Source organism: Streptomyces azureus, assembly GCF_001270025.1.
Taxonomy (GTDB): Bacteria; Actinomycetota; Actinomycetes; order Streptomycetales; family Streptomycetaceae; genus Streptomyces; species Streptomyces azureus.
Map to the genome: position 1 here is coordinate 23,462 of NZ_DF968186.1, position 24,641 is coordinate 48,102.

18 protein-coding genes and 2 pseudogenes are annotated in these 24,641 nt (G+C 72.1%); 9 read left to right on the forward strand and 11 right to left on the reverse strand.

Features of this window, described 5'->3' with window-relative positions; genetic code table 11:
- The first annotated feature begins 4 nt into the window (after positions 1-4).
- Together AOQ53_RS00420 and AOQ53_RS00425 are read left to right on the forward strand one after the other, a co-directional pair.
- On the forward strand, positions 5-937 hold the full coding sequence (locus AOQ53_RS00420; protein WP_059413808.1) for a helix-turn-helix domain-containing protein: 933 nt from the start codon (positions 5-7) through the stop codon (positions 935-937).
- 382 nt (positions 938-1,319) lie between these two features.
- The gene (locus AOQ53_RS00425; RefSeq protein ID WP_059413811.1) at positions 1,320-3,380 is read left to right on the forward strand and encodes an RICIN domain-containing protein; all 2,061 of its coding nucleotides are present in this window, start codon (positions 1,320-1,322) and stop codon (positions 3,378-3,380) included.
- A gap of 12 nt (positions 3,381-3,392) precedes the next feature.
- On the opposite strand, the gene AOQ53_RS00430 is transcribed toward AOQ53_RS00425, so the two are convergent.
- The 3 genes and pseudogenes from AOQ53_RS00430 to AOQ53_RS00435 form a co-directional block, all read right to left on the reverse strand.
- Entirely contained in the window at positions 3,393-4,649 is a 1,257-nt protein-coding gene (locus tag AOQ53_RS00430) for an SLC13 family permease (protein WP_059413814.1), read from the reverse strand.
- Positions 4,650-4,716: 67 nt separating this feature from the next.
- Positions 4,717-4,949: pseudogene (locus tag AOQ53_RS45575) on the reverse strand (DUF4232 domain-containing protein); the annotation flags it as partial.
- A 118-nt stretch (positions 4,950-5,067) separates the two neighbouring features.
- The gene (locus AOQ53_RS00435) at positions 5,068-7,455 is read right to left on the reverse strand and encodes a SpoIIE family protein phosphatase (protein WP_059413816.1); all 2,388 of its coding nucleotides are present in this window, start codon (positions 7,453-7,455) and stop codon (positions 5,068-5,070) included.
- 267 nt (positions 7,456-7,722) lie between these two features.
- On the opposite strand from AOQ53_RS00435, the gene AOQ53_RS00440 reads away from it, so the two are divergent.
- From AOQ53_RS00440 to AOQ53_RS00450, 3 genes are all read left to right on the forward strand, one after another.
- Positions 7,723-10,818: a glycoside hydrolase family 2 TIM barrel-domain containing protein gene (locus AOQ53_RS00440; protein ID WP_059413818.1), complete on the forward strand. Its 3,096-nt coding sequence runs from the start codon at positions 7,723-7,725 to the stop codon at positions 10,816-10,818.
- Positions 10,819-10,972: 154 nt separating this feature from the next.
- Positions 10,973-13,216, forward strand: a complete 2,244-nt coding sequence (locus AOQ53_RS00445; protein WP_059413820.1) for a glycoside hydrolase family 9 protein — start codon at positions 10,973-10,975, stop codon at positions 13,214-13,216.
- A gap of 73 nt (positions 13,217-13,289) precedes the next feature.
- Positions 13,290-14,081 (forward strand): alpha/beta fold hydrolase, encoded by a 792-nt coding sequence (locus tag AOQ53_RS00450; protein ID WP_059413821.1) that lies wholly within the window; start codon positions 13,290-13,292, stop codon positions 14,079-14,081.
- On the opposite strand, the gene qcrB is transcribed toward AOQ53_RS00450, so the two are convergent.
- Positions 14,041-15,534 (reverse strand): cytochrome bc1 complex cytochrome b subunit, encoded by a 1,494-nt coding sequence (qcrB, locus tag AOQ53_RS00455; protein ID WP_059413823.1) that lies wholly within the window; start codon positions 15,532-15,534, stop codon positions 14,041-14,043. The two genes, AOQ53_RS00450 and qcrB, sit on opposite strands and share 41 nt — an antisense overlap.
- Positions 15,531-16,463 carry a sigma-70 family RNA polymerase sigma factor gene (locus tag AOQ53_RS00460; protein WP_059413825.1) on the reverse strand — a complete coding sequence of 311 codons (933 nt, stop codon included), beginning with the start codon at positions 16,461-16,463 and terminating at the stop codon, positions 15,531-15,533. Before AOQ53_RS00460 ends, qcrB begins: the two co-directional genes overlap by 4 nt.
- Positions 16,464-16,648: 185 nt before the next feature.
- On the opposite strand from AOQ53_RS00460, the gene AOQ53_RS00465 reads away from it, so the two are divergent.
- From AOQ53_RS00465 to AOQ53_RS00475, 3 genes are all read left to right on the forward strand, one after another.
- A complete protein-coding gene (locus AOQ53_RS00465; protein WP_059413827.1) occupies positions 16,649-16,894 on the forward strand; it encodes a hypothetical protein in 246 nt (81 codons plus the stop codon).
- Positions 16,895-16,897: 3 nt separating this feature from the next.
- Positions 16,898-17,275 carry a toxin Doc gene (locus AOQ53_RS00470; protein ID WP_059413829.1) on the forward strand — a complete coding sequence of 126 codons (378 nt, stop codon included), beginning with the start codon at positions 16,898-16,900 and terminating at the stop codon, positions 17,273-17,275.
- Positions 17,276-17,565: 290 nt separating this feature from the next.
- Positions 17,566-19,203, forward strand: coding sequence for an RICIN domain-containing protein (locus AOQ53_RS00475; protein ID WP_059413831.1), 1,638 nt, complete (start codon positions 17,566-17,568; stop codon positions 19,201-19,203).
- Positions 19,204-19,260: 57 nt separating this feature from the next.
- On the opposite strand, the gene AOQ53_RS00480 is transcribed toward AOQ53_RS00475, so the two are convergent.
- The 4 genes and pseudogenes from AOQ53_RS00480 to AOQ53_RS00495 all read right to left on the reverse strand — a co-directional run bounded on the left by AOQ53_RS00480 (position 19,261) and on the right by AOQ53_RS00495 (position 22,886).
- Positions 19,261-20,430 carry a lactate 2-monooxygenase gene (locus AOQ53_RS00480; protein ID WP_059413833.1) on the reverse strand — a complete coding sequence of 390 codons (1,170 nt, stop codon included), beginning with the start codon at positions 20,428-20,430 and terminating at the stop codon, positions 19,261-19,263.
- An 82-nt stretch (positions 20,431-20,512) separates the two neighbouring features.
- Entirely contained in the window at positions 20,513-21,205 is a 693-nt protein-coding gene (locus AOQ53_RS00485) for an alpha/beta fold hydrolase (RefSeq protein ID WP_059413835.1), read from the reverse strand.
- Positions 21,202-22,257, reverse strand: a pseudogene (locus AOQ53_RS00490) (purine-cytosine permease family protein); the annotation flags it as partial. The gene AOQ53_RS00485 and the pseudogene AOQ53_RS00490, both read right to left, overlap by 4 nt.
- A gap of 62 nt (positions 22,258-22,319) precedes the next feature.
- Positions 22,320-22,886 (reverse strand): hypothetical protein, encoded by a 567-nt coding sequence (locus AOQ53_RS00495; RefSeq protein WP_059413838.1) that lies wholly within the window; start codon positions 22,884-22,886, stop codon positions 22,320-22,322.
- Between the two features lie 325 nt (positions 22,887-23,211).
- Here AOQ53_RS00495 and AOQ53_RS00500 point away from each other — a divergent pair, with 325 nt between their 5' ends.
- Positions 23,212-23,646 carry a protease inhibitor gene (locus AOQ53_RS00500; RefSeq protein ID WP_059413840.1) on the forward strand — a complete coding sequence of 145 codons (435 nt, stop codon included), beginning with the start codon at positions 23,212-23,214 and terminating at the stop codon, positions 23,644-23,646.
- Between the two features lie 154 nt (positions 23,647-23,800).
- On the opposite strand, the gene AOQ53_RS00505 is transcribed toward AOQ53_RS00500, so the two are convergent.
- Together AOQ53_RS00505 and AOQ53_RS00510 are read right to left on the reverse strand one after the other, a co-directional pair.
- Complete coding sequence (locus AOQ53_RS00505; protein WP_003994890.1) at positions 23,801-24,007, reverse strand: CDGSH iron-sulfur domain-containing protein; 207 nt, start codon at positions 24,005-24,007, stop codon at positions 23,801-23,803.
- Positions 23,988-24,641: a HemK2/MTQ2 family protein methyltransferase gene (locus AOQ53_RS00510; RefSeq protein WP_059413842.1), complete on the reverse strand. Its 654-nt coding sequence runs from the start codon at positions 24,639-24,641 to the stop codon at positions 23,988-23,990. Before AOQ53_RS00510 ends, AOQ53_RS00505 begins: the two co-directional genes overlap by 20 nt.

The window sequence follows — 24,641 nt, forward strand, 5'->3', positions numbered from 1 at the left end:
GGGGATGCCCGTGCGTGCTGACGGATTGCCCGGCACTGCTGAGCACGGGTACGACGGGGACCCCGCACCGCCGCCCGGCCTGGTCGTGGTCGGCCACTTCGACCAGCCGCCCGGATACGGCGTCAACCGGCCGCGCGGGTCCGCGAGTTGGCTCTTCACCTGGACCACGGCAGGCCGGGGACGGCTCTGGCAGGGCGGGGTGGAGACCTCGGCCGGCGCGGGCCGGCTGGTCGTGCTCGCCCCGGGGGTCCCGCACGGTTACGCGGTCGGGCCCGGCGCCCGGCACTGGCGGTTCTGGTGGGCGCACTGCCAGGCCCGCCCGTCGTGGGCCGGGTGGCTGCGGCCGTACGACGCCGGTGACGGAGTGTATGCGGTCGCGTCCGCCCCGGCCGGAGTGCACGGCCGTGTCGAGGCGGCGTTCCGGCGGATGCACGCCGATGCCCACCGGCCCGGCGCCGGGGCACCGCCCGACGTGGTGGCCCCGGACGGGCAGATCGCCGTCGCGCACGGCAGCGCCGCCCGTGAACTGGCCCTGTGCGCACTGGAGGAGATCGTTCTCCTCGCCACCGCCGGTGCCCGCCCGGCGGCGCCCCGTCCCGGCCTCGACGCACGGATCCAACGGGCCCAGGAGCTGATCGACGCCGACCCCGGCGCCCCGCACACCGTCCGCTCGCTGGCCGGGCAGGTCTCCCTGTCACCGTCCCGCTTCGCCCATCTGTTCAGCCGCCAGCTCGGCCGGTCGCCCATGCGCGCCCTGCGCGAGGCGCGGCTGCGTCACGCCGCCCGGTTGCTCGAAGGCACCGATCTGCCCGTGGAACGCGTCGCCGCCGCCTCGGGTTTCGCCAGCCCCTTCCACTTCAACCGCGTCTTCCGGGAGCGCTACGGGACACCTCCCGGCGCGTACCGGAACGCGGTACAAGGCGGTCCGCGGGGTTGAGTAACGGTATGGTCATTGGTTCTGGGAGTAGACCTGGAAAGGGCCATGCCGGGAAGGCCCGAGGGGGTGAGCTGCTGTGCAGGCAGCAGTTCAATGGTTTCCGGGCGACGCCCGGGGTCGAGCGGAAACGCGCCGCGAAAAACAGAACGGACAGCCCGGAAATCCCTTTCGCGCCACACATTGACACACCGTCAAAAGGCCCTGACCGCGTACGCAATGCACGAAACCGCGAGATCCCTTGTTCCCTGTCGCTGACCTGTGCAAAGGTGTGCCTTGTCGGCGTCCGGACAACACGCCTTTCTTCGTGTGCGCAAGGCCACCGGGCCGACATACCCCTTGGTATGGACTTTTTATTCCGCATGTCCTTGAGAGGAATGCAGCCGTGAACGACGCAGGCCCGTCGAATTCCCCGGGTCCGGCCCGCAGGATCGGCGCGACGGACGAGCAACTGAGCGCCGAGCTCAGGAAGTGGACGGGGGCGACCCCCGCGCTTCACCCCGTCGGCGAACTGCTGGACCGGCACTGGGAGGCGGCCTCCGCCTACGCCCGGCTGTGCACCGACGGTCCGCGTTCCGCCGGAATACTCACCACCGCCGCCTTCACCCGGATCTTCGGCGAAACCCTGCGCCAGAACGGCCCCACCTCCGCGTGGCGGCCCCACCTGCTCGTCACCGTACGGCGTATCGCGGCCGAGTGGGCCACCGACCACAGACGCGACATGCTGCACCCGGAACTGCTGTCCGGGGCCGGCGAGGGGGAGCGGGTGGCCGCCCGGCTGCTGCCCCAGCAGCACCGGCGCCTGCTGTCCGGCGCCTTCCAGCGGCTGCCCCAGTCCGCGCGCTGCCTGCTGTGGCACGTCGAGGTCGAGGCCGAACCGCTCGCCGTCCCCGCCGGGTTGCTCGGCCTGGACGAGGAGGGCGCCCGCGTCGAACTGGGCCGGGCCCGTGACCGGCTGCGCGAGGAGAGCCTCCAGCTGCACCGCGAACTCGCGCCCGACGAGGAGTGCCGGCGCTATCTGCGCCTGCTCGACGTGACGTACCGGCGTGGCGCCCTCGACATCGACCCGGATCTACGCGCGCATATCCAGCGCTGCGGGCACTGCGCCGCTGCCGCGGACCAGCTCGACCAGTTCAACCACGGGCTCGGTCTCGCCCTGGCGGAGGGCGTGCTGGGCTGGGGCGGGCGAGAGTACGCGGAGAGCAGACCGAGCGGCGCCGCGGAGAGCGACGTGACCGACGCCCCGCGGCCGGGCACGGAGACGGCCATCGCGGAGAGGGGGCTCCCCGGCGGTGTGGCCGGTGAGGCCTTCCCCGACCCCGTAGTCCTCGCGGGCATGGTCGGGGAGTCGTTCACCGACCCGGTCGGCACGGCGGCCGCGCCACCCGTCCCCGCGACAGAGGGAGCAGCGCAGGCTCCCGCCCATGACGGCTTCCCCGCCCCGCCCGACGCCCCACCGGCCAGTGGAACCACCCCTGGCCCGCGCGCCGAGGGCCACCGCACAGCGGCCCGCAGATCCGCTCACAAGGCCGCCCGCCGTGCCGCCCGCCGCCGCACCGTCAGCGTGAGCATCCTGACCGTCAGTGGCCTGGTCGTCCTCCCGCTGGTCCTGTGGTCCCTGCTCAACTCCGGCGAGGGCTCCCCGCAGCCGGGTGCGGGACGGCCCTCCGAGACGCCCGGCCCGGATGCGGGCGAGTCGACGAGCGACTCGTCCTGGGTCGGGGCGGGCGACGCCGAGAAGGGGGCCCTGCGCGGCCGGCTGCACAACGTGGCCTCGGGACTGTGCGTCGGTATCGAGGGCGACAAGGCCGTCGAGGACGCGGAGGCCGAACTCACCACCTGCTCGTCGGCCGCCGCCCAGCAGTGGACGTACGAGACCGACGGCCTGCTGCGCAACGGCGCCGACCCCGATCTGTGCCTGGACTCGCAGCTCGGCTACTCGGTGCGGCTGGCCCCGTGCACGGGAGCGTCCCGGCCGGACACCAGGAACATCCGCTACGACTTCACCCTCCAGGGCGCCCTGGTGCCCCGCTGGAACCAGAACCTCGCCCTGGCTCCGGCCGCGACCGACGGCTCGGGAGCCCTCGTCCTCAAGACCCGGGCGGACGAGGAGGTCCAGCGCTGGGCGATCGACACCTCCAAGGCGGACCTCCAGATGGAGGTCGTCAACTGGAACGCCGCCGCCCCGGCGCCGCGGCCCACCCCCACGCCGTCGAAGACGCCCACGGCGACACCGACACCGACCCCGCCCGCCACCCCGTCGGCGACACCGCGGCCGACCCCGACCAGCGCGGCCCCCACCGGCTCGGACTGCTACCGCTACGGCTACCCCTGCGACGGGGACGGCCAGCACGGCTCTCCCGGCTACGGCTACCCGGGCTACGGCTACCCCGGTTATGGCTACGGGTACGGCGGCTACGGTGGCGGCGGGGATGGCCACCGCTGACCGGACGCGCGCTCAGACCCCGACGACGTGCAGTGACAGCCACAGCGCCACCACGGCCGGCACCAGCGTGGCCGGCACCGTGAGCAGTCCGAGCCGGGTGAACTCCCCGAGCCCGACCCGCTGTCCGTGCTGCTGCGCGATCCGCCGCCACAGCAGGGTCGCCAGCGATCCGGCGTAGGTGAGGTTGGGGCCGATGTTCACGCCGAGCAGCACCGCCAGCACGGCACCGGGACCGGCTCCGGCGGTCAGCGGCAGCAGCACCAGTACCGCGGGCAGGTTGTTGACGAGGTTCGCCAGGACCGCGGCCAGCGCGGCCACGCCCAGCAGCGTGAGCAGGCCCGATCCGCCGGGCAGCACCCGGTGGAGCGCGTCGGCGAGCCCGTGGTCGACGACCGCCCGCACGACGACGCCGAGGGCGAGCACGAACGCCAGGAAGGCCGGCGCCGCGGACCGCACCACCGTCAGCGCAGTGGCCCGCCGCCGCAGCAGCGCCCGCACGGCCAGCACGAGCGCACCGGCCAGGGCGGCCCACGCCGGCGCGATGCCGAGGGCGGAGGCCACGACGAACCCGGCGAGCGTGCAGCCCACGGTGATCAGGGCGAACAAGGGCAGCTCGGGAGGCCCTGCGGGGTCGGGGGAGGGGAGAGGAGCGGCCAGTTCGTCGTCGAAGAAGCGCCGGAAGACCAGGTACTCGGCGGCGATGGCCACCAGCCAGGGCAGCGCCATCAGCGCCGCGAACCGGGTGAAGCTCAGCCCGCTCGCCGTGAAGGCCAGCAGGTTGGTCAGGTTGGAGACCGGCAGCAGCAGCGAGGCGGTGTTCGACAGATGGGCGCACGCGTAGAGGTGCGGCCGGGCCTGGACGCCCATCCGGGTGGCGGTGGCGAGCACCACCGGTGTCAGCAGAACGACGGTGGCGTCCAGACTGAGCACGGCCGTGATGATGGAGGCCAGCGCGAACACCGCGGTCAGCAACCGCGTGGGACGCCCCGCCGCCCAGCGGGCCGTCCACGCCCCGCACGCCGTGAACAGCCCCTCGACGTCGCAGAAGTGGGCGAGCACCAGCACGGCCGCGAGGAAGCCGACCACGGGCCCCAGCCGCTGGATCTCCTCCCAGGCGTGGTCCGGCGGGATCACTCCGACAGCGACGGCGAGCCCGGCGGCGGGAACCGCCGACACGGCCTCGGGCAGCCCCCGCGGACGGAGCACGGCCCAGACAAGCACGGCGGCCAGCAGCGCCACGGACAGGACTTCGGCGAGCGGGGTGTTCAGGGCGGCGTCCTCCGCGACGTGATCAGGCCGTGCCCGCCCATGAAACCAGAGGTCGGCAAGAGAGCTACGACGGCCCTGCCCAGGCGGCCGGGGCCAGTGTCACGGCCGCCGGTTCGCCGGGCGTGCGCTTCGGGTCGGGGCCCAGCTGCCTGCCGGACGCAACGCGGCGCCCGGACAGCCGCGCAGGGTGCAGGTGCGCGACGAGACGTTGGCACCACGACCGGGAAGTTCCGCTGCCCGGCCCGGGATCCATCCGGCCGACGGAGGCACGCAGTCCGACGTGTGGCCGCGGGTACCGGTGCCGGGGCGGGGCGGGCAACTGCTGTGCGGCGGTCCCCGCTCGGTGCTCGACGCCGCAGGCGGTCGGCGAGCCGAGGACCGAGCGGAGACCGCCGCGCAACGGAGAAACCGCGTCCGTTCACATCCCGTCGAGCAGTTCCAGCTCCGCCCAGATCGTCTTGCCCTCGGTGGTGTGCCTGCTGCCCCAGCGCTGGGTGAGCTGGGCGACCAGGAGCAGACCGCGGCCCCCCTCGTCCCAGGTCTTGGCACGGCGCAGGTGTGGCGCCGTGTGGTTGGTGTCCGACACCTCGCAGATCAGCGTGGACGCGTCGTGGATCAGCCGCAGCCGGATGGGCGGGGCGCCGTAGCGGATGGCGTTGGTGACCAGCTCGCTCACCACCAGCTCCGCGGTGAACGTGGCCTCGATCAGCCCCCAGCGGTCGAGCTGGTCGACGACCTGCTTGCGGATGGGGGCCACCAGCGCCGGGTCGGCGGGGATGTCCCAGGTCGCCACCTGGGAGGACGGCAGGCCGCGGGTGCGGGCCAGCAGCAGGGCCACGTCGTCGGCGGAGCCGCCCGGCGGGAGCAGGGCGTGCAGCACGCGGTCGCAGGTCTCGTCCAGGGAGTCGGAGGGAGCCGACAATGCCTCACGGAGCATCCGGTGGCTCGCGTCGACGTCCCGCTCGCGGCTGGCGAGCAGCCCGTCCGTGTGGAACGACAGGACGCTGCCCTCCCGCAGCTCCACCTCGGCGGACTCGAACGGCAGCCCTCCGACCCCCAGCGGGGGCCCCGAGGGCAGGTCGAGCTGCCGGGCCGGGCCGTCCGGCGGGACCACGAGAGGCAGTGGGTGCCCGGCCCGGGCCAGGGTGCAGCGCCGCGACACGGGGTCGTAGACCGCGTACAGGCAGGTCGCGCCCACCTCCCCGGTGCCGGCGTCGCCGCCGGACTCCTGGGACAGCCGGACGACCAGGTCGTCGAGGTGGGTGAGCAGCTCGTCGGGGGCCAGATCGATGTCGGCGAGGGTGCGGACGGCGGTGCGCAGCCGGCCCATGGTGGCCGAGGCCTGGATGCCGTGGCCGACGACGTCGCCGACGACCATCGCGACGCGCATCCCGGACAGCGGGATCACGTCGAACCAGTCGCCGCCCACGCCGGAGCGGGTGGCGGGAAGGTAGCGGGAGGCCGCCTCCACAGCAGCGATGCGCGGCAGTGTGCGGGGCAGCAGGCTGCGTTGCAGGGTGAGTGTCGTCTCGCGCTCGCGGGAGTAGCGGCGGGCGTTGTCGATGCAGACGGCGGCCCGGGCCGTGACCTCCTCGGCCAGCAGCACGTCGTCGGCGGTGAAGGGCTCGGGGCGCCGGAAGCGGGTGAAGACCGCGACCCCGAGGGTCGTGCCCCTGGCCTGGAGCGGCACGGACAATGTGGAGTGGATGCCGTACTCGCGGATCCGCCGGAACCGGACCGGGTCCCAGGCGAGCCACTTCTCGAGATCGCCGCCGTCCGCTCCGGAGGCCACGATCGCATGACCCAAGATGAGCGAGGCGGCCTGCGGGGAGTCCTCCGGATAGACGTCCACCTGCCCCGGCTTGGCCACGGCCTCGGGGCTGCCCGGGTTGACCGACTGGTGGGCGGCCCGGCGCAGGCTCACCGGTGGGGCCGGCGGGCCTGCGGACTCGCCGCCGTGCTCCCGTACGTCGAGCAGGTCGACGCTGACGAAGTCGGCGAGCGCCGGGACGCACACGTCCGCCAGCTCCTGGGCCGTACGGGTGACGTCGAGGGTGGTGCCGATGCGCACGCTCGCCTCGTTGACCAGCTGGAGCCGCTCCCGTGACCGGTACTGGTCGCTGAAGTCGTGGGCGGTCACGCACACGCCCCGCACCTGCCCCGAATCGTCGGTCAGCGGTGCGAGCCGGGCCAGCCAGGCGTGCGCGGCCCGGCTCTCGCCGCTGGCCTTCATGTACGTCTGCATGTCCTGCCGCCGGCCGGTGCTCAGCACGCGGCGCAGATACTCCTCGAGCTCCGCGTTCTGCGGCCGGCTGCCGATGTCGGTGGGCCGCAGGCCCCGCATCCGGTCGGCGGGCAGCCCGAGGAGGTCCGCCATGGCGTCGTTGACGCCGCGCAGCCGCAGTCGCTCGTCGAAGATCATCGTGGCGCAGGGCGACTGCGTCAGGGCAGCTCGCACCAGCGGGTCGTCCGGCAGCTCCGGGCCGGGGGCCTCCGGCGGGGACACGGCGAGCCACTCGGCCGTCTCCGGGCCGTCGGGCGGTCTGCGGTGGGCGAGCACCCACGCGGAGACCGTGTGCCCGTCGCGGTGACGCAGTGTGAGTGTCCCGCTCCAGCGGCCGTCGGCGGGCACGGGCGGCGGCTCCGCTCCGTCGGCCAGCAGCTCGGCGGCCGGGCGGCCCAGCACCTCGGCGGCCGTGTGGCCCAGCAGACGGCGTGCGCCCTCGCTCCACTCGGTGAGAGTGCCGTCGGCGGCGATGACGGCACGGGCGGCCACGCCATCGTCGAACGGCTCGTCCGGACTCATCGTCGCCACTCCATACGGACACTCACAGTGATCAGGGAGGTCGCTTGAGTTCCAGACTAGTCCGTGGGCGCCGGACGTGGACCGGTAACCCCTGTGCCGCACGGGCTCGCACGGCCTCGCACGGTCAAGGCGCGATTCCGGCCGATGTGACCGCTGGGGCAGAACGGCGCTTCCGCACTCTTGACGGCCCTGTGTGACACCTCGACAGAATCTGTTTGTTCACGATGGGTTGTGAGTACTTCTGGTCCCTGATGAGGGAGAGCCGTCATGTCGGTCACGCGCAGATCGGTCCTGCTCGCCTCCGCCGCCGCGCCCGCGGCCGGAACACTGCTGGGCGTCCGGGAGGCGTGGGCCGCCGAGGAGACGCGCGGCGCGTCCGGCCGCCGCACCGTCGCCCTGCGCGACGGCTGGCGTTTCGCGCTGGTCAACCCGGGCGGGATCACCGACCCGACCGGCGACTACGCCGACGCCCACCTTCCCGGGCACGACGACTCCGGATGGCGCGAGGTCGCCGTCCCGCACGACTGGAGCATCGAGCAGACCCCCACCACCGAGCACGGCACCACCAGCGGCACCGGCTTCCTCCCCGGCGGCCTCGGCTGGTACCGCCTCGCCTTCACGCTGCCGCCCGCCCTCGCCGGCAAGCGGATCTCGGTGGAGTTCGACGGCGTCTACATGGACTCCTCCGTCTACTGCAACGGCAAGGAGGCCGGCCGCCACCCCTACGGCTACACCGGCTTCGCCCTCGACCTCACCGGCCTGGTGCACACCGACGGCACCACCGAGAACGTGCTCGCGGTCAAGGTGCAGAACCGGCTCCCCAGCAGCCGCTGGTACTCGGGCAGCGGCATCTACCGCGAGGCCCGCCTGGTGATCACCGAGCCGGTGCACGTGGCCCGCTGGGGCACCCGCGTCACCACGCCCGAGATCTCCGCCGAACGGGCCGTCGTACGGATCGACACGTCGGTGGTCAACGCGTCGGGCGCGGGCGCCGACGTCGAGGTCGTCTCCCGGATCGTCGATCCGAAGGGCCGGACGGTCGGGCGTACCTCCTCCACGACCGCCGTCGCCCGCGAGAAGACCGAGACCCACGAACTCACGGTCCGGCGCCCCGACCTGTGGGACATCGCGGCCCCCCACCGCTACACCCTGCACACCGAACTGCGCGTCGGCGGCAGGATCACCGACACCTACCGCACGCCCTTCGGCTTCCGCACCTTCCGCTTCGACCCGGACGAGGGCTTCTTCCTCAACGGCACCCACCACAAGCTCAAGGGCGTCGACCTCCACCACGACCTCGGCGCGCTCGGCGCCGCGGTCAGCATCGACGCGATCCGCCGCCAGATGGAGATCATGCGGTCCATGGGAGTCAACGCCCTGCGCACCTCCCACAACCCGCCCGCGCCCGAGGTGATCCAGGTCTGCGAGGAGCTGGGCATCGTCATGCTGGTGGAGGCGTTCGACTGCTGGCGCACCGGCAAGAACCGCTACGACTACGGCCGGTTCTTCGACGAGTGGTGCGACAAGGACGCCACCGAGATGGTGCTGGCGGCCCGCAACTCGCCCGCCGTGCTGATGTGGTCCATCGGCAACGAGGTCCCCGACTCCACCTCCACCGCCGGCCTCGCCATGGCCGACCGGATCATCGCCGCGATCAGGGCCGCCGACGACACCCGCCCGCTGGTCATCGGCTCCGACAAGTACCGCCGCCTCCCCGCCAAGGGCTCCGCGGCCGACCTGATGCTGGCCAAGCTGGACGGCCTCGGCCTCAACTACAACACCGCCAAGTCGGTGGACCAGTTGCACGCGGCCTACCCGCACCTCTTCCTCTTCGAGTCCGAGTCCTCGTCGGAGACCTCGACCCGGGGCGAGTACCAGGAGCCCGAGCACCTCAACACCGGCGAGAACTACACGCCGGGAAGGCGCGGGACCTCCTCCTACGACAACAACCTCGCCTCCTGGACGATGAGCGGCGAGTACGGCCACAAGAAGGACCGGGACCGCAAGTGGTTCACCGGGCAGTTCCTGTGGTCGGGCATCGACTACATCGGCGAGCCCACGCCGTACGACGTCTTCCCGGTCAAGGCGTCCTTCTTCGGCGCCGTCGACACCGCCGGCTTCCCCAAGGACATGTACTACCTGTTCCAGAGCCAGTGGACCGAGAAGCCGATGGTCCATCTGCTGCCGATGACCTGGAACCACGCCGAGGGCGACACGGTCGAGGTCTGGGCGTACGCCAACGTCGACACCGTCGAGCTGTACCTCAACGGAAAATCCCTGGGCGTACGGCGGTTCGACACCAAGAAGACCGTCGACGGCCGCACGTACCTGGAGACGACCGAGGCGACCGGCGACGACAAGAACTTCACCGACGGCCCCTACCCCGGCAGCTACACCAGCCCGAACGGCAGTGCTGGCAAGCTGCACCTGACCTGGAAGGTGCCCTACCGGCCGGGCGAGCTGAAGGCCGTCGCGCGGCGGGACGGCAAGGTGGTCGCCACCGACGTGCTGCGCACCGCCGGCGCCCCGCACGCGGTACGCCTGACGCCGGACCGCGAGTCCCTCGCCGCCGACGGGCGTTCGCTGGTCTTCGTGACCGCCGAGGTGGTCGACCGGCGCGGTGTGGTGGTGCCCGACGCGGAGCACCTGCTCTCCTTCGAGGTGGCGGGCGGCTCCCTCGCCGGGCTCGACAACGGCCGCCAGGAGAGCGCCGAGCGCTACCAGGCGAGCACCCGCACCGCCTTCCACGGCAAGGCCCTCGCCATCGTCCGCTCCGGCACGAAGGCGGGCACGTTGAAGGTGACCGCCCGCGCCGACGGCCTGCGCACCGGCACGGCGACCGTACGCGCCACCCGGGCGGGGGACCGGGCCGAGACCGCCCCGCCCGCCTTCCGGCCGGAGCACCCGGCGCCCGTCGACTACCCCCATGCGGACGCCAGTTACTCAGGCCGCCCGGACACCCTGCCGGCCGCCATGCTCGACGGCGACCCGGCCACCGGCTGGTCCAACGGCTTCTACAAGCAGGCCACGGCCCTGCTGCCCGCCTTCGACGGCGCCCGCACCGAGGACTGGGTCACGGTCGACCACGGACGCACCCGGGGCTTCGACCGGGTGGACGTCTCCTTCACCGTGGACGCCACGCACAGCCTGCCCGCGGCCGTCGAGGTGGCGGTGTGGGACGGCCGTGCGTGGCGGGCCGTGGAGGACATGGCGATCGACTGGGCAACCGCCTCCGACGCCCTGACGGTGATCACCTTCAAGGCCGTCCGCGGCTCCCGGATCCGGCTCACGATGACGAGCCGCCACCCCGATGAGGCCCGGGGTGCCCTCCGCATCAGCCGGCTGGAGACCCCGGCCGCCTGAATCCTAGGGAGGCACGGTCCGGGCGGGCGGCGACAAGCCAGTCCCGTCCGGACCGTTGACGGGGCGTCACATCAGCCACAACCATGGCGGGCATCTGCATCTGGGAGCGCTCCCACGCCGAGCGTCACCCGCACCTCCTCAGAGGAGCCCGGACGTGAAACGACGCAGAACCGCCCTGTTGTCCCTGACGGCCCTCCTGGCGACCGCGCTCACGGCGCTGCCCTCGGCGCCGGCCGGGGCCGAAGAGACCGAGCAGGTCAGGAACGGCACCTTCGACACCACCACGGACCCCTGGTGGACGACCAGCAACGTCACCGCGGGCCTGTCCGACGGACGGCTCTGCGCCGACGTCCCCGGGGGCACCACCAACCGCTGGGACGCCGCCGTCGGGCAGAACGACATCACCCTGGTGAAGGGGGAGTCGTACCGCTTCTCCTTCAGCGCGACCGGCACGCCGGCGGGACACGTCGTGCGGGCCATCGTCGGCCTGTCGGTGTCGCCGTACGACACCTACCACGAGGTGTCGCCGCAGCTCAGCGTCTCCGGCGACACCTACTCCTACACCTTCACCGCGCCCGTGGACACCGCCCAGGCCCAGGTCGGCTTCCAGCTCGGCGGCAGCGCGGATCCCTGGCGCTTCTGCCTGGACGACGTCTCGCTGCTCGGTGGAGTGGCGCCGGAGCCGTACGAGCCCGACACCGGGCCCCGGGTCCGCGTCAACCAGGTCGCCTATCTGCCCGCCGGGCCGAAGAACGCCACCCTGGTCACCGACGCCACGGCGAAACTGCCCTGGGAACTCAAGAACTCCGGCGGGACGGTGGTCGCCCGGGGCACGAGCGTGCCGCGCGGCGTGGACGCCTCCTCCGGGCAGAACGTCCACTCCATCGACTTCGGCGCCTACCGCAAGAAGGGCACGCGCTTCACCCTCGTCGCCGACGGCGAGACCAGCCGCCCCTTCGACATCGACGCGAGCGCCTACGAGCGGCTCCGGGTGGACTCGGCGAAGTACTACTACACCCAGCGCAGCGGCATAGCGATACGCGAGGACCTGCGGCCCGGCTACGGACGCCCCGCCGGGCACGTGGGCGTGGCACCCAACAAGGGCGACACCGCCGTGCCGTGCCAGCCCGGCGTCTGCGACTACACCCTGGACGTCAGCGGCGGCTGGTACGACGCCGGCGACCACGGCAAGTACGTCGTCAACGGCGGCATCTCCACCTGGGAGGTGCTGAGCACCCACGAGCGCGCGCTGCACGCCCGCACCGGCGACGCCGGCAAGCTCGGCGACGGCACGCTCGCCATCCCCGAGAGCGGCAACAAGGTCCCCGACATCCTCGACGAGGCCCGCTGGGAGCTGGAGTTCCTGCTGAAGATGCAGGTGCCCGGCGGGAAGCCGCTGGCCGGCATGGCCCACCACAAGATGCACGACGAGCAGTGGACCGGCCTGCCGCTGCTGCCCAGTGAGGACCCGCAGAAGCGCGAACTGCACCCGCCGTCCACCGCGGCCACCCTCAACCTCGCGGCCACGGCGGCGCAGGCGGCCCGCCTCTACCGGCCCTACGACAAGACGTTCGCCGACAGAGCGCTGGCGGCCGCCCGCAAGGCCTGGTCGGCGGCGCTCGCCCACCCCGACCGCTACGCCTCCGAGAGCGACGGCATCGGCGGCGGCGCCTACCCCGACAGCGACGTCACCGACGACTTCTACTGGGCGGCGGCCGAGCTGTACCTCAGCACGGGCGAGAAGCGGTTCGAGGAGTACCTCCTGAAGTCGCCGGTCCACACGGCCGACATCTTCGGCCCGCTCGGCTTCGACTGGGCCCGCACGGCCGCGGCGGGACGGCTCGACCTCGCCATGGTGCCGAACAAACTGCCCGGCCGGGACAAGGTCCGCCAGTCCGTCGTCAAGGGCGCCGACCGCTACCTGGCCACGCTGAAGGCACAGCCCTACGGCATGCCGTACGCGCCGGACGGCAACAAGTACGACTGGGGCTCCAGCCACCAGATCCTCAACAACGCCGTCGTACTCGCCACCGCGTACGACATCACCGGCGCCTCGAAGTACCGGGACGGCGCGCTCCAGAGCATGGACTACGTCCTGGGCCGCAACGCGCTGAACATCTCCTACGTCACCGGCTACGGCGAGGTCAGCGCCCAGAACCAGCACAGCCGCTGGTACGCCCGCCAGCTCGACCCGAACCTGCCGAACCCGCCGAAGGGCACCCTCGCCGGAGGACCGAACTCGAGCATCCAGGACCCCTACGCACAGAGCAAACTCCAGGGCTGCGTCGGCCAGTTCTGCTACATCGACGACATCCAGTCCTGGTCGACCAACGAGCACACGATCAACTGGAACGCCGCCCTGACCCGCATGGCCGCCTTCGTGGCGGACCAGGGGTAGGCCGGACGAGCGCGCCGGGTGCCGGGGAGTCCGCCGACAGGACGCCTCCGGCACCCGCGCGTAGCCTGGTGTCATGCACGCGGTGCGGGTAGCCGGCATCGAGGTCGCCTACGACCGGGACGGCCGGGGCCCGCCCCTGGTGCTCGCGCACGGCGCCACGACCGACGCCCGCCTGTGGCGTGCGCAGCTCGCGGACCTGGCCGACGAGTTCACAGTGGTCGCCTGGGACGAGCCCGGGGCCGGCCGCTCCTCCGACGTACCGCCCTTCTTCGTCCTGGCGGACTACGCCCGCTGTCTGGCGGCCGTCATCGAGGACGTGGGCCTCGGCCCCGCCCATGTCGGCGGCCTGTCCTGGGGCGGGACCGTCGTGCTGGAGCTCTACCGGCACCATCCCGAGCTCGTCCGAACGCTCGTCCTCGTCGACACCTACGCCGGCTGGAAGGGCTCGCTGCCCCCGGCGGAGGTGCGGTCGCGGGTCGAAGGGGCGGAGCGGATGCTCGCCGTCCCGGCCGAGGAGTTCGCACCGACCATGCCCGGCCTGTTCGCCGGGCGGCCACCGGCCGAAGCCGTCCGCCTGCTGTCCGTGATGTCCGCCGACACCCGGCCCCGGAGCATGCGGACGGAACTCACCATCATGGCCGAGGCCGACCATCGCGACCTGCTGCCCAGGATCACGGTGCCGACCCTGTTGCTGTGGGGCGAGCTCGACACCCGCTCCCCGGTGGACCTCGTCGCCCGTCCGCTCCTGGAGGCGATCCCGGAGGCCACCCTGGTCGTGCTGCCCGGCACCGGGCACCTCAGCAACATCGAGGCTCCGGAGCCGTTCAACCGGACTGTTCGGGAGTTCTGTCGCGCCTACTCCTGAGCACGAGTTCCGGAGGCCGCTCATGGGCGGTCAGGGTGTGCAGCCGGGCCTGGTCGAGCGGCTCGTGCACCTCGACGTACTCGCCGTGCGGCAGCCGCTTGATCACGCCGGTCGCCCGGCCGTGCAGCACCAGCTCCCGATCGCGCAGCTGGAGTCCCAGGCAGATCCACCGGGTGACGACGAAGACGACGGCCGGGACGACGAACATCGCGATGCGCACCGCCCAGGTCACCGTGTTGATCGACAGGTGGAAGCGGGTCGCCACGATGTCGTTCCCGCCGCCCGCCAGCAGCACCAGGTAGAGGCTGATCCAGGCCGCCCCGATCGCCGTGCGGACCGGGCGGTTGCGCGGCCGGTCCAGCAGATGGTGCTCGTGCCCGTCACCGGTGAACCTGGCCTCCAGGAACGGGTACACGCCGATGAAGAGCAGCAGCAGCGGGAACACCACGATCGGGATGAACACGCCCAGCACCAGTGTGTGGCCCCACAGCGTGATCTCCCAGCCGGGCATGATCCGCACCAGCCCCTCGGCGAAGCCGAGGTACCAGTCGGGCTGGGCGCCCGTGGACACCTGGTCGGCGCGGTAGGGGCCGTACGACCACACCGGGTTGATCGTCGCCACCGCCGCCATCAGCGCGAGCACCCCGAACACCAGGAAGAAGAACCCGCCCGCCTTCGCCAGGTACACCGGCATGAACGGCGCGCCGACGACATTGCGTTCGGTGCGCCCGGGGCCCGCGAACTGGGTGTGCTTGTGGTACACGACCAGCAGCACATGGACGACGATCAGCGCCGCCATGACCCCGGGGATCAGCAGGACGTGCAGCGAGTAGAAGCGGGCCACGATGTCGTCGCCGGGGAACTCGCCGCCGAACAGGAACATCGCCAGGTACGTCCCCACGATCGGCACCGACAGCAGCGCGCCGTGCACGAACCTCAGGCCCGTGCCGGACAGCAGGTCGTCCGGCAGCGAGTAGCCGAACAGGCCCTCGAACAGGCCGAGGAAGAGCAGCAGCCAGCCGAACAGCCAGTTGATCTCCCGCGGCTTGCGGAACGAGCCGGTGAAGAAGTGCCGCATCATGTGCGTCAGCATCCCGGCGACGAAGACCAGCGCCGCCCAGTGGTGCAGCTGCCGGATCAGCAGCCCGCCGCGCACGTCGAAGCTGATGTCCAGCGTCGAGGCGTACGCCTCGGACATGCGCACGCCGTTCAGCGGTGTGTAACTCCCCTGGTAGGTCACCTCGTTCATCGACGGATGGAAGAACAGCGTCAGATACACGCCGGTGAGGACCAGCACCACGAAGCTGTACAGGCAGATCTCGCCGAGCAGGAAGGACCAGTGGTCGGGGAACACCTTGCGCAGGTACTTGCGGCCGAGCGTGTGGGTGCCGAGCCGGCCGTCGAACCAGTCGGCGAGGCGCTCGCCCCTCCCGGGCCGCTCGACGGCCCTCACGCCGCCTCCCTGGGCAGGTGGGCGAGCTTGTCCGGGTTGGCGACGACGTAGATGCCCCGCACCCGGTCGCCCTCCGGGGTGAGGTCCAGGACCAGGACGGCGTAGGGCGCGTCCCCGTCGAACAGCACCGCCGCGTCGTCGCCGTTGACGCGCCGGTAGCGGAACACGGGGTTGCTCGGGCCGCCCCGGCCGGACGTGAGCAGGCGGGCCACCTTGTCCCGGCCGTGCACCGGGCGCAGGGTCGCCGGCTTGCGCTTGCCGCCGGCGTCGGTCCACGCCGTGACGTCCGGCGCGAGGACCTCCATCAGCTCGGCGATGTCCCCGCCGAGCGCCGCCCGCACGAACCGCTCGGTCGCCTCCCGCCGCACCCGCGGATGCGCCTCGTACCGCGGCCGCCGCGCGTGCACGTGCTCCCGGGCCCGGTGCGCCAACTGCCGTACGGCGGCGGGGGAGCGGTCGATGATCTCGGCTATCTCGGCGTGCGGGTAGCCGAACACCTCGCCCAGGACGAACACGGCCCGCTCCAGCGGGGTCAGCGCCTCCAGGACCACCAGCATCGCCAGCGACACCGACTCCGAGCGCAGGGCCGGGCCGTCGGCGGTGTCGGTCGCCTCGTCGGCGACCAGGGGTTCGGGCAGCCAGGAGCCCACGTACGTCTCCTGTCTGCGGCTGATCACGGCGCGGCGGCGCAGCGCGTGGTTGACCCCCACCCGGACCAGATAGGCGCGGGGATTGTCGACGCCGGCCAGGGGAGCGCCCCCGCCGCGGGCCGTCCAGGACAGCCATGTCTCCTGCAGGACGTCCTCGGTGTCGGCGACACTGCCGAGCATGTTGTAGACGACGCCGAACAGCAGCTCGCGATGGTCGACGAACACCCCGGTCGCCTCGTCGAGCGGGGCGGCGGTGCCGGACACGGGGATCTCGGTCATGCTTGGTCCTCCCAGAGACGCGCTCACTACTGCGAGCCGCTCGGGAACCCGGAATGTGACATCGCGCGGTGTGATGTGATGCAGATCTCAGCGGATGGCCGGGGCGTGTCGCCTCCGGTACCGCATGTCCTGCCCTCTGACCAGGGGGTATTTACGAGTCAGTACCCGAGCGGTACCGTAAAGGCATGCCAGCTCTCAACGTGGAGTTCAGCGACCGCGAACTTGAGGACCTGCGGCAGATCGCCAAGGAGCGCGGTACGTCCATGAAGGCGCTTGTCCGCGAGGCGGCCGCGGCCGACATAGCCCGCCACCGGGCCCTCCAGGAGGGCGCGGAGGCCTTCCGCAGGTTCTTCGCGACCCACGCCGACGAGTTCGCCGCCGCGTTCCCCGACGACGAATCGCCCAGCAAGGGCGAAGGGCGGGCCGCCTGACCGATGGCACCCGTCATCCATATCGACGTGCCCTGGCTGCTTCAGCGCCACGAAGAGGTCCTGCCGGACCAGCCCACCGTCAACGACTTCTCCGCACTGGTCGCCGCCGTCGCCCGGCACCGCGTCGACCCGCCGCGCCTCGGGGTGAACTCCGACGCGGCCTGGCGGGCCGCCGCGCTGCTGCACACCATCACAGTGCTCCGCCCCCTGCCATCGGCCAACGCCCGCTTCGCGTGCGCGACGGCCGTGGCCTACATGTTCGTCAGCGGCGTCGGCATCGACCCGCCCTACGGTGCTCTCGTCGACCTCGCCCGCGACCTGATGGCCGGCACCACCGACGTCTACGGCGCCGCGGACCGGCTGCGGTCCTGGCAGATCTGAAAACGTCGAAAACCGGTGCGACCAGCGCGCATGCGTTCCCGTTTCTGACTTTCTGTCAATGGGCTTGATGTGCACGGGCGCCTTGTTGGTCGTGTGGGGGTTGTGCAAGAGTGAAACGGACGTGCGGGGGGAATGGCCGAGTGTCGCACGCGTTTCGCAGACCGGGTCCGATTCGCCGTCGGTGAATTCGCACCTCCCGCGCCGCGCCAAAAGAGGTACGCACCAACCGGGCTCCTTTTTCGGCGGCAGGACTTCCGTGTGTCACATGCGCGTGGGAAGGAACCATCTCAGTGCCCACCCCCCACCCCCCTCGTCCTCCGTATCCCCCGCCCGGCGGGGATGCCGGGGAATCCGACGAATCTCTCGCCGCCCCGCTGAGAGGCAGCCCGCAGGGCGGGGTCGCCGCCCATTCCGTCGCGCTGCTCATGGCGCGGCACTGGCAGCCGGTGTACGAGTACGCGGTCATCTGTCTCGCCTCGTCGGCGCAGGTCGCCGAGATGGTCACGGGGACCGCCTTCCACCGGACCCTGAACCGCCTCGCCTTCGGCGAGTCGGCCGTCGCGCTGCGCCCGGCGCTTCTGGTGACCGTGCGCGACACAGTCCGGGAGTGGTCCGGCGACGATCGAATATCCGCGGTGCTGCCAGCGTTGCAGAAACCGGCCGGAGGGCGCGGGCTGCGCGCGGCGACGTCCATGACGCCCGAAAATCGCGCCCTCGCGGAGCGGGCATTTCAGGCACTTCCCGCGGCCGCGCGCTGTTTGCTCTGGCACGTCGAGGTCGAGGCCGATCCTTTAAGCGTCCCGGCCGGCCTCCTGGGCATGGATACCGACATCGCGTCGGCCGCACTCGAACAGGCGCGTGCCGCATTCCGCGAGGGTTGTGTACATGCCCATAGCGAACTCGCACCGACCCAGGATTGCCGCTTCTACAACCGCCTCCTCGACGTCCCGATCCGCCGGGGCGGCGCACTGCTGCCCGACGTCCAGGAGCATCTGGCGGAGTGCCGCTACTGCCGGAACGCGGCCGAGCAACTGAGCCATTTCGAGGGCGGGCTGGGCCCGCTGATCGCCGAAGCGGTGCTCGGTTGGGGCGTCCGCCGCTACCTCGACTCGCGCCCGGGCCGGACCTCGCACGGCACGCGGGGTGGGCGTGCGGGCCGGCGCGGCGGAGGGCGGCTCGAGGGCGGACGCCACCGCCTGCTGTCCCGGATCCCCATGCAGGTCCGCCGGGTTCCGGGCGCACGCATCCCGGACGCGATGCGCTCCTCCCGGGCGCTGCTCTCGGGCGTCGGCGCGGTGTCGGCCGGGGTGCTGGCGACCGTGCTCATCATCAACGCGTCGTCCTACGACGGCGGCCAGGCCGACCCGGCCGGCTCCAACAGTGCCGTCGGCGGCAACGGCGCCGAGTCCGTGACGCCGCCCGACACGGCCGGGCTTCCCACGGCACCGGGCGTGACGCGGCTGCGCAACGCCGGCGCCGGCCTGTGCCTCGACGTCCGGGACCTGCCGAAGGAGGGCTCGGGGACGAAGCTGGCGGAGTGCTCGACGGCGTGGACCCAGCAGTGGACGTACGAGAACGACGGGCTGCTGCGCAGCGTCGCCGATCCCGGCCTGTGCCTGGACTCGCACAAGGACGCCGGCGTCGTCGTCCTCGGCACCTGCGCCGACGAGGACGCCGAGCGGGGCGAGGACGTGCGCTACGACCTCACCGTGCAGGGGGAGTTGCTGCCCCGCTGGGACGAGCAGCTCGCCCTCGCCTCCACCAACGACGACCCCGATGCCGACGTCGTCGTCAAGGTCCGCGACCGCTCCGACGAGCAGCGCTGGCAGGCCGAGCCCGTGCCGACGACGGCGGGCTCCCTGTCGATCGAGGAACAGGAGGGCCCGACGGCCCGGCAGGTGACCCTGCCCCACGGCCGCACGGCGTGACCACGGGCCCCGGGCCCGAGCGGGGCTGCGCGGCGCGCGCGTCGCGCAGCCCACGTGTCAGGCCGGGTCCTCGACGAGGTCGGCCGGACCGATCGTGCCCGGCGTGGCATGGCCCGACAGGGCGAGGGTGAGGTCGAGCTCGGCCAGCAGGCAGCGGATGACGTGTTCGACGCCCGGCCGGCCGTCGAGGCCGAGACCGTAGACGTACGGGCGGCCGACGAGGACGGCGCGGGCGCCGAGGGCGAGTGCCTTGAAAATGTCGTCGCCGGTGCGGATGCCGCTGTCGAAGAGGACGGTGAGCCGGTCGCCCACGGCCTCCGTCACGCGGGGCAGCGCGTCGGCCGTCGCGACGGACCCGGCCACCTGGCGACCGCCGTGGTTGGAGACGACGACACCGTCCATGCCCGCTTCCGCGGCCTGCCGGGCGTCGTCCGGGTGCAGAACGCCCTTGAGGACGATCGGGCCGTCCCAGTTCTCCCGCAGGAACGCCAGGTCCGGCCAGCTCTTCGCCGGGTCGGCGAACATCCCCACGAAGTGCGTCACGGCCGCGTTGGGATCCTCGTGCACCGGCTTGGCCAGACCCGCCTGGAAGGCCGGGTCCGAGAAGTAGTTGGCCGTGCCGACGCCGTGCAGGAACGGCAGATACGCCTGGTCGAGATCGCGCGGCCGCCACGCCAGCAGCGGCGTGTCCAGGGTGACCACGAGCACGCTGAACCCGGCCGCCCTCGCTCGGTTCAGGAAACTGCGGGCCACCTCGGGGTCCCTGGGCCAGTACAGCTGGAACCACCGCTCGGCGTCGCCCATCGCCTCGGCGACCTGCTCCATGGGCGTGCTTGACGCGGACGACAGGACGAAGGGCACGCCCTGCGCGGCGGCGGCCCGGGCAGCGGCGGACTCGGCGTCCGGGTGCATGATCGACAGCACCCCGACCGGGGCCAGCGCCAGCGGGGCCGGCAGGGCACGGCCCAGCACCTCGACCGACAGGTCGCGTTCGTGCACGTCCCGCAGCATGCGCGGCACGATCCGACGGCGCTCCAGGGCCGCCCGGTTGGCGCGGGCCGTGCTGCCGTTGCCCGCGTTGCCCGCCACATAGCCGACCGGGCCGGGCCCGAGCCGCTGCTCGGTCAGCTCCTCCAGCCGGGTCAGATCGGTGGGCAGCCGTGGTACGGCACCCGTCATCCCGTTCAGATAGATCTCGTACTGGAAGTCCGCCCAGTGCTTGCCCACCGTACGCAACCGCCTCTCGTCGTCTCCTCGTCGAGACCGTGGCCCACGGCCGACGATACCGAGCGGTATGCGCGATGGCGGATCAGGGGCGGCCCCCCGCCGCGTCCAGGAGGCGGGCGAGTGCGTGCGGTTGCGAGAACATCGGCCAGTGGCCGGTGTCCAGTTCCACGAGCTCCCAGTTGTCACTCTTGAGGAGCTCGGCCACCGCCGGCATCGGCTCGTCCCCGTCGAGGAGGCACTTCACATACGTCGCCGGGAGCTCGCCCAAGGGGCCGGCGAGCACGGCCGGTTCGGTGAGCGTGGCACCCGGATGCGGGGTCGCGTCGACGATCCGGGCGATCTGCTCGTCCGTCAGCCCCTGCCCCGCGTAGTCCGGTGCGCCGAGCGGCGGCCAGAACCCGTCGTGCTCGGCGATCGCCTGCCGCACGGCGTCGCTCGGCCAGCCCGACAGGAACGACTCCCCGTCCACCGGCACGTTCGCGTCGACGAACACCACGCGCCGCAACCGGTCACCGATCCGCTCGGCTGCCTGCCCGACCGGTATGCCCGCGTAGCTGTGGCCCACGAGGACGACGTCGCGCAGGCCGAGGCGCTCCACCTCGTCGACGATGTCCCGCACGTGCGTCTCCGGTCCGGCCGCCACACCCTGCTTCTCGGCGAGGCCCGAGAGTGTCAGCGGATGGACGTCATGCCCGGCGCCGCGCAGCTCCGCGGCCACCTCGTCCCACGCCCACGCCCCGAGCCACGTCCCTGCCGCCATTATGAAGTTGGTCATGCCGGCAACGTAGCCGAAGGGTCTGACAACGCCCCCTCGTCGCCGGGCCCGGTGACCGGCGGCACCGGCACGTCGGCCGTCCGGGCCAGCCGCGCGCCCTCGGGCCCGTACACCGCCCGGGGTTCGGGGAACAGCCGCAGCAGAGTCAGGAACAGCACCGCCGCCGCCACCAGCGACACGGGCAGGCCGATGTCGACCCCGTTCGCGAGGCCGCCGAGCGGTCCGACGAACTGCCCGGGCAGGTTGGTGAAGAGCACGCCGGTCAGCGCCGAGACCCACCAGGCGGTCACGCCCCGCCAGTTCCAGCCGTGCGCGAACCAGTAACGGCCGCCGCGCTGACGGCGGTTGAAGACCTGGAGCGCCTCCGGGTCGTACCAGCCGCGCCGTGTCCAGTAGCCCAGCATCATCACGACCATCCACGGAGTGGTGCAGGTGATGATCACCGTGGCGAAGGCCGAGATGGACCGCACGAGGTCCAGCCCGAACCGGCCGGCGAAGACGAACCCGATCGACAACGCGCCGACCAGCAGCGTCGCCTGGACCCGGGACAGCCTCGGGAACACCGACGAGAAGTCGAGCCCGGTCCCGTAGAGCGCGGTCGTGCCCGTCGCCATGCCGCCGATCAGCGCGAGCAGGCACATCGGCAGGAAGAATCAGCCCGGCGAGATCGCGAGCAGCCCGCCCACGAAGTCGGGGGCCGCCGGATCGGCGTACTGCGGCGCCTTGTTCGCGATGATGCTCGCGGTCGTCAGGCCGAACAGGAACGGCAGCAGCGTCGCGATCTGCGACAGGAACGCGGCCCCGATCACCTTCCGGCGCGGGGTGCTCGCCGGGATGTAACGCGACCAGTCGCCGAGGACCGCCCCGAACGACACCGGGTTCGACAGCACGATCAGCGTCGCCCCGATGAACGACGGGCAGAACAGGGCCGTCGTCGCCGCGTCCGCCGAGTCGGTGAAAGCGCCCGCGTACGAGGGGTCGAAATCGCCCGCGAACGCCACGGCGCCGAGGAGGAACAGCGCGCTCGCGGAGGTCACCGCGAGCAGGCGGATGACACCAGAGGACGGTTCATCCATTCTCGGTGGTGTGAGTGGACCGATCCTCCACTCTGTGGTCACTCCTCGTCATCCGTGTGCTCAGCGTGATCCGCTTGATCCGGCTCGGCGTCCGGCCCTTGGGCCCGGACCCGCTGCACGTGTTCGAGGGAATCGCGCAACTCCGTGAGCCAGTCGTCGGTGTGACGCTGGACCAGGCGCACGCACCAGGCCAGCGCGTCGCTGCGGCTGCGGGCGACGCCGCCGGCGATCAGGGTGTCGAGGACCTGGCGTTCCGGCTGGCGCAGCCGCGTCATCACGGGCGCGGCCACGTGCGTGAAGAGCGTCCGCCGCCCGCCGCACTCCACACCCCAGGACACCTTCCGTCGGAACCGGTGCTCGGCCTCCCGGGCCACGGCCATCCGCTCCTCGCGCGTGCGTTCCCGGAACTCCTGCACCCGGCTCTCCAGGGCCGCCTCCCGCTCGGCGGCCGGGGCGTCCTCGGCAAGCCGGGGTTCGGGGACGCGGCCGATCACGGTGATCTCCTCGCGGTCGACCGTGATCTCGGTCAGTTCCTCGAAGAGGTCGTCGGGCAGACGGCCGGCGAACCAGCCGCGCAGTTTCTCTCGCTGCTCTGTCGTAATCATGTAATGACGATTACTCGGCCTGAGCATGAACACAAGGGGCCGCGAAGCAGTCGGCCGAGAGCGGAATCGGAATGTTTCAGGCCTATTAACGAACACGCGGAAATCGGCCATCTGGCCGCTTCCTGATCCCGGAGTCCGCGCGGTTACGGGCTTCGCGCGGGCGCATTCCGTAACTTCACGCCACTGATTCAACACGCAATGTTACTGAAACCGGTGGGGTCGATGTGTGTTTCGGAGGCGGACTCGGCAGACTCGCGGTCGCCGCCCCGGGCACCGATCGAGCACGGGCCGGCACACCCTGTAATCGAGCGGAAGGATGCACACAATGCGGAACACCGCGCGCTGGGCCATGACCCTCGGCCTGACGGCCACCGCCGTCTGCGGACCCCTGTCCGGGGCCGCGCTAGCCAGTCCGGGTCAGGCCCCCACCGCGCTCTACGCCCCGTCGGCCCTCGTTCTCACGGTGGGCCACGGTGAGAGCGCGGCCGCCGCGACTCCGGAACGCGCGGTCACTCTGACCTGTGCCCCGAGGCCCTCCGGCACGCACCCGGTCGCCGGCTCGGCCTGCGCGGAACTGCGCGGTGTCGGCGGCGACGTCCACGCCCTGACCGCCACGGACGGCGTGATGTGCACCAAGCAGTACGACCCGGTGGTCGTCACCGTCGACGGTGTCTGGCAGGGCCGGCGAGTCTCCTACGAGCGCACGTTCTCCAACGAGTGCGTGAAGAACGCCTACGGCTCCGGCGTCTTCGCGTTCTGAAAGACCGGGATCGCGCCGTTCCCGTGAAGCGCGGCGGCTCGAGGCTGGGGAGCCGGGCCGCTGTCGCGGGGACCTGCGATCTCGTACAAGGGGGCCGGTGGGCGGAGTGGGGCCGCCCGCCGGCCCCTGGATTCGCCGGCCACCGCCACCGGGCTCAGGCCCGGTCGCGGTGGCTCGTGTCGCACCACGGATAGCGCCGGCTGCGGCGGCACGTGCACAGGGCCACGCGGAAACGGTCCGAGGTGACGACGGAACCGTCCTCCAGCTCCACCTCCACCGGACCCTCCACCAGCAGCGGGCCCTTGCGCTGGACCGTGACGCGGCGCGGCGCCGCGGACCGGTCAGACGGGGAGTTCGGCACGGACGACCACCAGCTCTTCCTTGTCCTCGGCGGTGGACAGCAGCCCCCGCTCCCGCAGCCAGCGTTCCCGGCCGCGCAGCACCGGGCCGAACGCGATCCGCTGCCGGCACGTCACCGCGGCCTTCAGACCGGACGAGCGCAGCTGCCCGACGGTCAGGTCCGGGCCGCTCAGCGCGGACTGCACCAGCAGCAGCACCCCGCCCGGACGCAGCAGATCAGGCGCCTCCTGGCAGATCCGGTCCACGACCAGCCGTCCGTCGTCGCCCGCGTCCCAGGCGCGGGCCGCCCCCCGCGGCCGTCCGGCACCGTCCGGCGCCGGCACGTACGGCGGGTTGGCCAGGATCAGGTCGAACGACTCGCCGCGCACCGGATCGAAGAGATTCCCGTGCCGGATGCGGACCGGCAGCCCCGCCCGTACAGCGTTCAGCCGCGCGGCCCACACTGCCCTCAGCGACACGTCCACGGCGGTCACACGGAAACCCCGGCGCGCGGCCTCCAAGGCCAGGGCGCCGGTGCCGGTACCGACGTCCAGGACCTCCGCGCCCGGCGGCAACGGCTCGTCGGACAGGGCGCCGACCAGCAACTCGGTGTCTTCCTGCGGGGCGTACACGCCCGGGGGTACCAGTGGGTTCAC

Bases quoted from the DNA above. Each gene is read 5' to 3' on its own strand.
- AOQ53_RS00435 (WP_059413816.1), bottom strand. From the start codon at position 7,455: ATGAGTCCGGACGAGCCGTTCGACGATGGCGTGGCCGCCCGTGCCGTC.
- AOQ53_RS00420 (WP_059413808.1), top strand. From the start codon at position 5: ATGCCCGTGCGTGCTGACGGATTGCCCGGCACTGCTGAGCACGGGTAC.
- AOQ53_RS00495 (WP_059413838.1), bottom strand. From the start codon at position 22,886: ATGATTACGACAGAGCAGCGAGAGAAACTGCGCGGCTGGTTCGCCGGC.
- AOQ53_RS00485 (WP_059413835.1), bottom strand. From the start codon at position 21,205: ATGACCAACTTCATAATGGCGGCAGGGACGTGGCTCGGGGCGTGGGCG.
- AOQ53_RS00440 (WP_059413818.1), top strand. From the start codon at position 7,723: ATGTCGGTCACGCGCAGATCGGTCCTGCTCGCCTCCGCCGCCGCGCCC.
- AOQ53_RS00500 (WP_059413840.1), top strand. From the start codon at position 23,212: ATGCGGAACACCGCGCGCTGGGCCATGACCCTCGGCCTGACGGCCACC.
- AOQ53_RS00470 (WP_059413829.1), top strand. From the start codon at position 16,898: ATGGCACCCGTCATCCATATCGACGTGCCCTGGCTGCTTCAGCGCCAC.
- AOQ53_RS00460 (WP_059413825.1), bottom strand. From the start codon at position 16,463: ATGACCGAGATCCCCGTGTCCGGCACCGCCGCCCCGCTCGACGAGGCG.
- AOQ53_RS00465 (WP_059413827.1), top strand. From the start codon at position 16,649: ATGCCAGCTCTCAACGTGGAGTTCAGCGACCGCGAACTTGAGGACCTG.
- AOQ53_RS00450 (WP_059413821.1), top strand. From the start codon at position 13,290: ATGCACGCGGTGCGGGTAGCCGGCATCGAGGTCGCCTACGACCGGGAC.